The sequence below is a fragment of the Microcoleus sp. BM001215392 genome, from assembly GCF_036700185.1.
Lineage (GTDB): Bacteria > Cyanobacteriota > Cyanobacteriia > Cyanobacteriales > Microcoleaceae > Microcoleus.
This window is the reverse complement of record NZ_JAUBOJ010000382.1, coordinates 1-7,144: the sequence shown is the minus strand read 5'-3', so window position 1 is coordinate 7,144 and position 7,144 is coordinate 1. Positions and strand designations below refer to the sequence as shown.

General features: G+C 42.7%; 18 protein-coding genes. 9 read left to right on the top strand and 9 right to left on the bottom strand.

The window, feature by feature from the left end; all coding sequences use genetic code 11:
* Window positions 1–64: 64 nt before the first annotated feature.
* The 3 genes from QT974_RS28470 to QT974_RS28460 all read right to left on the bottom strand — a co-directional run bounded on the left by QT974_RS28470 (window position 65) and on the right by QT974_RS28460 (window position 888).
* Window positions 65–322, bottom strand: coding sequence for an endonuclease domain-containing protein (locus QT974_RS28470; RefSeq protein WP_333471748.1), 258 nt, complete (start codon window positions 320–322; stop codon window positions 65–67).
* A gap of 177 nt (window positions 323–499) precedes the next feature.
* On the bottom strand, window positions 500–709 hold the full coding sequence (locus QT974_RS28465; RefSeq protein ID WP_333471747.1) for a type II toxin-antitoxin system PemK/MazF family toxin: 210 nt from the start codon (window positions 707–709) through the stop codon (window positions 500–502).
* Window positions 694–888 (bottom strand): hypothetical protein, encoded by a 195-nt coding sequence (locus tag QT974_RS28460; protein ID WP_333471746.1) that lies wholly within the window; start codon window positions 886–888, stop codon window positions 694–696. The genes QT974_RS28465 and QT974_RS28460 overlap by 16 nt, the downstream gene beginning before the upstream one ends.
* Window positions 889–1,035: 147 nt before the next feature.
* Here QT974_RS28460 and QT974_RS28455 point away from each other — a divergent pair, with 147 nt between their 5' ends.
* Window positions 1,036–1,167 carry a hypothetical protein gene (locus QT974_RS28455; RefSeq protein ID WP_333471745.1) on the top strand — a complete coding sequence of 44 codons (132 nt, stop codon included), beginning with the start codon at window positions 1,036–1,038 and terminating at the stop codon, window positions 1,165–1,167.
* Between the two features lie 6 nt (window positions 1,168–1,173).
* Here QT974_RS28455 and QT974_RS28450 read toward each other — a convergent pair whose 3' ends face one another.
* Window positions 1,174–1,581, bottom strand: coding sequence for a hypothetical protein (locus tag QT974_RS28450; protein ID WP_333471744.1), 408 nt, complete (start codon window positions 1,579–1,581; stop codon window positions 1,174–1,176).
* A gap of 202 nt (window positions 1,582–1,783) precedes the next feature.
* Here QT974_RS28450 and QT974_RS28445 point away from each other — a divergent pair, with 202 nt between their 5' ends.
* The 5 genes from QT974_RS28445 to QT974_RS28425 all read left to right on the top strand — a co-directional run bounded on the left by QT974_RS28445 (window position 1,784) and on the right by QT974_RS28425 (window position 3,733).
* The gene (locus QT974_RS28445; protein WP_333471743.1) at window positions 1,784–1,957 is read left to right on the top strand and encodes a plasmid partition protein ParG; all 174 of its coding nucleotides are present in this window, start codon (window positions 1,784–1,786) and stop codon (window positions 1,955–1,957) included.
* 44 nt (window positions 1,958–2,001) lie between these two features.
* A complete protein-coding gene (locus tag QT974_RS28440) occupies window positions 2,002–2,268 on the top strand; it encodes a hypothetical protein (protein ID WP_333471742.1) in 267 nt (88 codons plus the stop codon).
* Window positions 2,268–2,591: a hypothetical protein gene (locus tag QT974_RS28435; RefSeq protein ID WP_333471741.1), complete on the top strand. Its 324-nt coding sequence runs from the start codon at window positions 2,268–2,270 to the stop codon at window positions 2,589–2,591. The genes QT974_RS28440 and QT974_RS28435 overlap by 1 nt, the downstream gene beginning before the upstream one ends.
* 559 nt (window positions 2,592–3,150) lie before the next feature.
* The gene (locus QT974_RS28430) at window positions 3,151–3,519 is read left to right on the top strand and encodes a GIY-YIG nuclease family protein (protein ID WP_333471740.1); all 369 of its coding nucleotides are present in this window, start codon (window positions 3,151–3,153) and stop codon (window positions 3,517–3,519) included.
* A gap of 4 nt (window positions 3,520–3,523) precedes the next feature.
* Window positions 3,524–3,733, top strand: a complete 210-nt coding sequence (locus tag QT974_RS28425) for a hypothetical protein (RefSeq protein WP_333471739.1) — start codon at window positions 3,524–3,526, stop codon at window positions 3,731–3,733.
* Window positions 3,734–3,892: 159 nt separating this feature from the next.
* Here the strand turns inward: QT974_RS28425 and QT974_RS28420 are convergent, their stop codons facing one another.
* Genes QT974_RS28420 through QT974_RS28410 form a run of 3 tightly spaced genes read right to left on the bottom strand, consistent with a single transcriptional unit; the run spans window position 3,893 to window position 4,514 of the window.
* The gene (locus QT974_RS28420) at window positions 3,893–4,024 is read right to left on the bottom strand and encodes a PIN domain-containing protein (RefSeq protein ID WP_333471750.1); all 132 of its coding nucleotides are present in this window, start codon (window positions 4,022–4,024) and stop codon (window positions 3,893–3,895) included.
* Window positions 4,025–4,270, bottom strand: a complete 246-nt coding sequence (locus tag QT974_RS28415) for a twitching motility protein PilT (protein WP_333471738.1) — start codon at window positions 4,268–4,270, stop codon at window positions 4,025–4,027.
* Window positions 4,260–4,514, bottom strand: a complete 255-nt coding sequence (locus QT974_RS28410) for a type II toxin-antitoxin system ParD family antitoxin (protein ID WP_333471737.1) — start codon at window positions 4,512–4,514, stop codon at window positions 4,260–4,262. The genes QT974_RS28415 and QT974_RS28410 overlap by 11 nt, the downstream gene beginning before the upstream one ends.
* A gap of 261 nt (window positions 4,515–4,775) precedes the next feature.
* Between QT974_RS28410 and QT974_RS28405 the strand changes: the two genes are divergently transcribed.
* From QT974_RS28405 to QT974_RS28395, 3 genes are all read left to right on the top strand, one after another.
* Window positions 4,776–5,219, top strand: a complete 444-nt coding sequence (locus QT974_RS28405; protein WP_333471736.1) for a retroviral-like aspartic protease family protein — start codon at window positions 4,776–4,778, stop codon at window positions 5,217–5,219.
* 238 nt (window positions 5,220–5,457) lie between these two features.
* Complete coding sequence (locus QT974_RS28400) at window positions 5,458–5,865, top strand: hypothetical protein (RefSeq protein WP_333471735.1); 408 nt, start codon at window positions 5,458–5,460, stop codon at window positions 5,863–5,865.
* Between the two features lie 21 nt (window positions 5,866–5,886).
* Window positions 5,887–6,264, top strand: a complete 378-nt coding sequence (locus QT974_RS28395) for a hypothetical protein (protein WP_333471734.1) — start codon at window positions 5,887–5,889, stop codon at window positions 6,262–6,264.
* Between the two features lie 97 nt (window positions 6,265–6,361).
* Here the strand turns inward: QT974_RS28395 and QT974_RS28390 are convergent, their stop codons facing one another.
* On the bottom strand, window positions 6,362–6,688 hold the full coding sequence (locus QT974_RS28390; protein ID WP_333471749.1) for a type II toxin-antitoxin system PemK/MazF family toxin: 327 nt from the start codon (window positions 6,686–6,688) through the stop codon (window positions 6,362–6,364).
* A gap of 30 nt (window positions 6,689–6,718) precedes the next feature.
* Window positions 6,719–7,006 carry a hypothetical protein gene (locus QT974_RS28385; protein ID WP_333471733.1) on the bottom strand — a complete coding sequence of 96 codons (288 nt, stop codon included), beginning with the start codon at window positions 7,004–7,006 and terminating at the stop codon, window positions 6,719–6,721.
* Between the last annotated feature and the right edge of the window lie 138 nt (window positions 7,007–7,144).

Sequence of the window (7,144 nt, the reverse complement as noted above, 5' to 3'; positions counted from 1 at the left end):
ACCCATTCAACTCCCCTCCCTTCATGTCCCCCCCGACCTAAGGGGGGCTAGGGGGGAAGAAGCCTCAAAAATCACCCTCAATCAAACCCAACAACTCCCCACAAACCCCCTCAAAACTCTGCAACACCTCAACATTCGTAAACCTGACAACCTTCAATCCATACCCCTCTAAAATCCCGGTTCTTTCTGCATCATATAGTTTCCCTTGTTCGGTAAAATGACTCTCCCCATCAATCTCAATTACTAACTGTAAAGCCGCAAAATAAAAATCTACAATAAAATTGTCGATCGGCCTTTCCAGCCCAAAAAGACGATCGCACAACACAATCTAGTCAAATAGCATTTTAAGCAGAGGGAACGCTTGAAAATAGAGAATTACTGCTGAATAATTTCAACGATCTTAGCGAGCGCCTCGTTTAACTTCTCAATTTTAAGCTGACCGGCTTTATAAAGTATAATTTCTCGATCTGCGGTAAACAAGCGATTAGGTCTAATGTTGCTAGTAAGGTTCAAGTCCACCCTCACTAAAATCACTACTTTGAAGGGTAATAGCATAGCGATCGGCGATTTTCTGGCTAGTAATTTGACAAAGAATTAGATCGTCTCCTGCCAAAGTTGCTATGACTAGAGCCGGTCGGCGCTTGGCTTGTGTTAAATCCGAAAACGGGAAAGGAACAACTATCACATCACCTTTTACAAATTCTGCCATGCTTCATCCTCTTCTAACTTTAACCAGTCTTTTTCCAAAGAAGATTCACTGAGCAGGCTTGCTTCTAACTTATCTTTATTGTATTTGAATTTCAGGAATTGCAGGAAATTCCAAACTTCTTCTAATATAAATTCGGGAATATTTTCTACTTCCTTAAGGAGTAATTCTTTAGCGTTCATCTCATTTACCTATAAAAACATACTAATTGAGGTCATCCCTAACTCCTGTCTATTATAGCATCCTTGAGATTAGCAGCTCATCGCCCAGATTCCTCTGCCTCCTCTGGCTCAACATCAGCAACTTTAGCCAATTATAGCAGGATCGCCTTGCTTGTAAGCGCAGATGAGCGATCGCCCTCTACTCCTTCTTCTCGATCGAGGGGATCTTCCTTTTGGAATAAGTCAAAAAGTGCGATCGCCCTTTACCCCTCTTTCTCAAGAAAGGGCGATCGCAACTAAAAATTGTTAGCTTTCAGGAGTGCAGAATACAATCTCGAAAACTGCATTTGGAATATACCGCTGCAAAGCTCTCAGGCGATCGTCGGCGTCTTGACGGTTGACAAAACTGGCGATGATGCTGGTTTTTGCACCGGGCAAAATTCGAGCGATTGCCCAAGGGCGGTGAATTTTCCGATTTCTGACAACATACAGGTAGTTGGCAAGCACAGAACCTTTGAGATCAGCAATTAGCTGCTCGATCAGTATGTTGGCGATACTTTCTACCTCTTGTTTTTGTAAAGCCATCGGCATTGCATCAAAGTCGCCATCGCGGTAGTTGTCGATGCGCGACAGTAACTGAGTGATGCCAAAGTCGTCCAATGCTTGTCGATAAGCATCGGAGTGCTCCCAACGATCGCTTTTACGTTTTACCATTGTTACAGTCTCCTTTGTTTGAGGGAACTAGAAGCCAGCGGAGAGCTTAGGAACTTAGCCGCTGGCTTTTTGCTTGGAAGTTTAGGTACTTTAAGTACCTAAAGTATTTATAGCATATTTGGTATGTTGCGACCGTACATACTAAAAAGTTTTTGGCAGTAAAATGAGACAATAGGACTAAAAGTAATGTTTGGTTGGAAAATTGAGCGATAAGCAAAAGTTAGCAGTAGTCAAAACCTCCGTTCCCGAAGAGTTGCGGAACTCGTTCAAAGCTGCCTGCGCTAAGGAAGGCAAAAACATGAGTGAGGTATTGTCCGACTTGATAGAGCAATATGTGAGCGATCGAGAAACTCAATCCTCCCCGAGTCCGAAATGACGGATGTGACACCCCGCAAAGTCGATCGCCCCGCTCTTTTTTGAATGGAAAGGTCGATCGCTCTTTTTGGAATTAGTCAAAATGTGCGATCGCTTTTTGGCTATTTTTGGCTATATGGAAAGGGCGATTCACGAAGAGGGATAGCTCCGCTTCACGGTCTTGTGGATGGACAAGGGCGATCGTTCTTTTTGGCAGGGAAAGGTCGATCGCTCTTTTTTTCATGGAAAGGTCGATCGCTTTTCTCGTTCGAGGAATCTCGCTTTTTGGTTAGAGGAAGGGCGATCGTTTTTCTGAGGAATGGAGCAAATTAATGGTAGAGACACGGGTCAAAGCCTGTGTCCCTAGACCGTCAAAATATGATAAACTTAGTAAAAGCACTCGCCTTCAAGATATCCAAGCCATGAAGCTTATTTCTTTGTCAGCACATTTTGATGGGCAATCTATTCAGCTAGATGAACCCTATAAGCTTGAACCAAACATAAAACTCATTATCACAGTCCTCCCGGAACAATTAGCAGAACGGGAAGCCTGGTTGTGGTTGTCAAGGCATCAACTAAACAATGCCTACAATCAGAACGACGATTACCCGCTCGACGCAATTAAAACATCAAATCCTGACTATGCAGGAAGCTGATGTTGTTCTCACCCCAATTCCTCAAGCTGACGGGACAACTAAAAATCGTCCAGCCATCCTTCTGAGGGAACTCCCACCTTATAGAGATTTTTTAGTGTGTGGTGTTAGTACCCAACTAAATCAACAGGTTCCAGGTTTTGACGATATTATTTCCCCCTCTGACTCAGACTTTGCTGCTAGTGGCGGTGCGGTCTCAATCGTTGATTCGGTTAGGTTTCCTTGCTGTATTTCCTCGCAATCAAATTATCGGTTCTATTGGAGCTATTTCATCAGAGCGACATCAACGCTTACTAAAAACTTTGAGTGATTATCTTGTGAATTAGAGAGCAGGTCGATCGCTCTTTTTGCACCCAATGTTTTTGCTCTTAAGAGCGATCGACTTTCTCAACCAAGGCCGATCGCCCTTTTGGAATAAGTCAAAACGTGCGATCTATTTTTGGCTATTTTTGGCTATATGGAAAGGGCGATTCACGAAGAGGGATAGCTCCGCTTCACGGTCTTGTGGATGGACAGGGGCGATCGTGTTGTAGGATGAAAAAACTGCCAATTTTCCCCTGCTATGCCTGAATCCATCCAGCAAGAAGCCCAAGCCATACTGCATAGTCTTGCATCCATTCCCTTTCAGGATTGTATTGCCCTTTCCAAAGAATTTCGCGAACTTCCGATGAGGGCTGGTATCTACGCTGTCAAACATCGCACTATTGGAATCCTCTACATTGGCAAAACCAGAACACTCCGCGATCGCTTTCGCGGTGGCCACAAAGCTTTACTTTGGGCATTCATTGAAGAGTTGAAAGCTACAGACATCCGCATCGCCTTTTACCAACTAGATTTTACTCAATGGATTCAGCTATCATCAGAGTTAGAAAGCCTCATCATTCAAGCTGTTAACCCACCCTATAACGTGAAAATTCCAGCGAGGGACTAATTCTATGCACACCCAGCCTGCTATCACCGAACATCTGTCACCGGAATTAGCACAAATCTTTCTCGAAGGATTACCCAAAAATATTCGTGAAGCACTGTCCATTCGCGCTAAAACCATGAACTATCCAGTTTGGGCTGTAATTGAAATGGCAATCGCCGGCTATCTTGATGAAGAAGCTCTATCCTTTGTCGATTGCAAGCCCAAGTTGGACTAGCGATTGTGCAGTGCGATCGCTCTTTTTGTAGGGAATGTTTTTGCAGAAAAGAGCGATCGCCAGACCTATATACCAGATGCCAAACCTGCGATCTCTCTTTTGGAATAAGTCGAAAAGTGCGAGAGCCCTTTATTCCTTTTTCTCAACAAAGGGCTCTCGCTACCAATTAATTACTGTTAAACTTATTACCTTTGCAAACTCTCGATCGGCCGTCACCAAACTTGCTGAATTTTGGATTGCCATTGCTGCAATAACCGCATCCGGTAATTTCAAGCGATGTTGCTGGCGAATTTAAACGATTTTATCAATCAAAACAGCATCCATCGCCCCTAAACCAAGAACCTCAACTCTTTGCAGGAACTGCTCAAAAATCTGCCGATCGTCTTGACTCAACCCAGGAAATACTAGAAACTCTATTTGGCTGATAACTGAAACTCCCAGCCAATCAGCATCTTTCAGTAATTCAACCAGTTGAATATTCCCTTGAAGCAAAGCTACGATCGCATTTGTATCCAATACATAGCGATTACCACTCATCCCGTAGATTCCTCTGCATTGTTACTGCATCTCCCTGCCAAGTTAATCGCCCTATCAAATCCGAGAAATCATAGCGGGCTTTATGTTTGCCCTCTGACGAAACCGGATTCAAAGCAACTAAAGTTTCCCGTTCTTTTAGCAATCGTAACCCAGCCAGAATTACTTCCGAAGCTGATGAGTACCTACCGTTTTTGACTGTTGATTGAACAAACTGTTCTAGTTCAGGAGTTAAGGATATATTCATGATGTTAAGTCACCTATTTGAGTCAACTAATACCCCCATAATAACAAAAATTATCAAATTTTGTTATTAAATATTTTTGGCTGTGGGAAGATAGCGCGATTTTTGGGGAATATCGAAGAGATCTCGCTCTTGTGGATGTGAAGCCCGATCGCTCTTTTTGTACGGAATGTTTTTGTAGGAAAGTGCGATCGCTCGACCTGTGTACTAGATGCCAAATGTGCCATAATTTAAGAGACACCAGAAGGAGGAGGCTCGATCGCAATGTACGCTACTTCCGACAAATCAATGGGTAAAGTTTTAACAACGCTGACCGTTACCAATCGTGCCGACCAGTCTGCTGCTGCACGAGGATTCATTCCAACCGAGCAAATACGTTCCATCACGTTAAATAACGTTTTGGTAGACACGGGTGCAACTACATTATGCTTGCCCGCACAGGCGATCGCCCAACTCGGTCTTGAACTGCTTAAAGAAGTCGATGTTGCCACCGCCACAGGAATCAGCAAAGCACGAATCTTTCAAGATGCCAAGATATCTCTGTGCGGTAGAGAAGGCACTTTTGAATGTTTGGAATTGCCAGGAAGACGAGATGCTTTAATCGGGGTAATTCCCTTAGAAGCTTTGGGATTAGAACCCGACCTACGCAACCAAACTTTAAAGGTTTTACCCTCCGAATCTGTAGATACTTACTTGACAATTATGTAGGGGTTATTCTCCCGTGGGGCGATCGCTCTTTTTGAAATGGAAAGGTCGATCGTCCTTTTGGAATTAGTCAAAAAGTGCGATCGCCCCTTTTGCATTAGTTAAACATGGTGCTCACTTTTTGGGGATATGGAAAGGTCGATCGTTCTTTGGGGCTGTGAGTGCGATCGTGCTGTAGGATGAAAAAACTGCCAAAATGATATAATCTTACAATTCCCAAAATCTATATTTTAATCAGCCATTGACACAATCCGATCGACCCGCCGACGCAAAAACACCCTGCATCATTAACGATCGCAAGCTTGATTACTTATTCAATGTCAACATCAAGCCAGACGCTCATAACTCAAAAAGAGCAGTACAAAATAGACAACAACTAAATCGCTTGGGATTTGATGACGATTCTGAATCACGTCAATTTATTCAAACTCATCTCGATCTAGCAGTACAAGAAGAAAGTAATATTGTTGAGCGATTTATTAATATTTATACAAACCACACTACAGGAGAAGAGGGTACAATAGATACAGAGCTTAGAGATTCGCTGTTACCGGGCAGAACCGGAAAATTCGCCCAAGTCCAAAGTTCATGGGAAGTCCTGCCAGATGGAACGCGCCGCTTTCTCAGTGCTATAATCTATGGAAAATGACCCAATATCTTAGGTAAGAAAATGGCAAAAATTAATTTGCATGGTGGATTTGATGAACTAGCTTTTCTGGAATTTTTTTGTGAAGAACCAAAAGATTCCCAACCCTCCGATGGTTATTGGTGTTATGAAGTGACAGATTCATTAGGTGTTACCCTCAAATTTGGAATAAATATCATTCAAAAATCAGTTCAAATTGAATTAAAAATAGCCGATGCCAATGTGGGTATTATGTGTTTTGAACTCGTGAATTTTATTGAAATCAATGATTATATCAACGGCAAATTAGAATTTTTAGTAGCTCCCAAAAATGAAGAATTCAAAACTTTAGTTCAAGTTGAACTGCGGCCGAGAATTAAAGTTGATTGTTCAACTTTAAGCCTTTGCCCGATGGCTGCTTAGCTTTGATAAACTACAAGGCCGATCGCCCTTTTGCAATAAGTCAAAAAGTGCGATTCACGAAGAAGGATAGCTTCGCTCGCGCGTACTTCAACTCATTCTATTCTTCTACATTCTCAAATTCATCCATTTGCAATGTATACTGCAATGCCACCTGTAATCTTGATACATAATCTGCTGAAAGAGTGCCCAATTTTTTGATTAATCGCTCTCTATCTACCGCTACTATTTGATAGCAAAGCACGACTGAATCTTGTGTTAAACCACCTTCACCAGTCGGCAAAATAATTGTCCCTGGTATTTTACCACGCCGCAGATTACTTGTTACGGGAACTACGATGACTGTTGTAGTAAAGCGGTCTAATGTATCTCGCTGTACAACAATGACTAATCTAATTCCTGCTTGTTCTGACCAAGAGAGAAGGATTCAAATCGGCTAAATAAACATCTCCTAGCATCAGATTTTATCCTGTTGCTGAAGTCCAGGAAGATAATCAATTAAAACGACTTCTGTAAACTCTAAATCTTCGGCAGCAAACTCAGATTTTAGTAGCGCAGCTTCCTCATCAGAAATGGCATCCCACTCTCGAAATAATTGCCTTTTTTTAGCAGATTTTTGATATGGTTGAGTAGCTTGCTGTTTCTGGGCCAGATATTTCCCGATCGCCCGATCGAGTTCCTGTAACTCGAAAAATTCCAGCATTTCAAGCTGATTGACAATTTGGTTAAGGATTGCCTGTGACATAGGTTTTCACTTTTTGCGCTTGCCTAGTTTATCTATTATACAAATATTAGCGTCCAGTGGGCGATCGCCTCGATCGCATCCACCCACCCATTCAACTCCCCTCCCTTCATGTCCCCCCCGACCTAAGGGGGGCTAGGG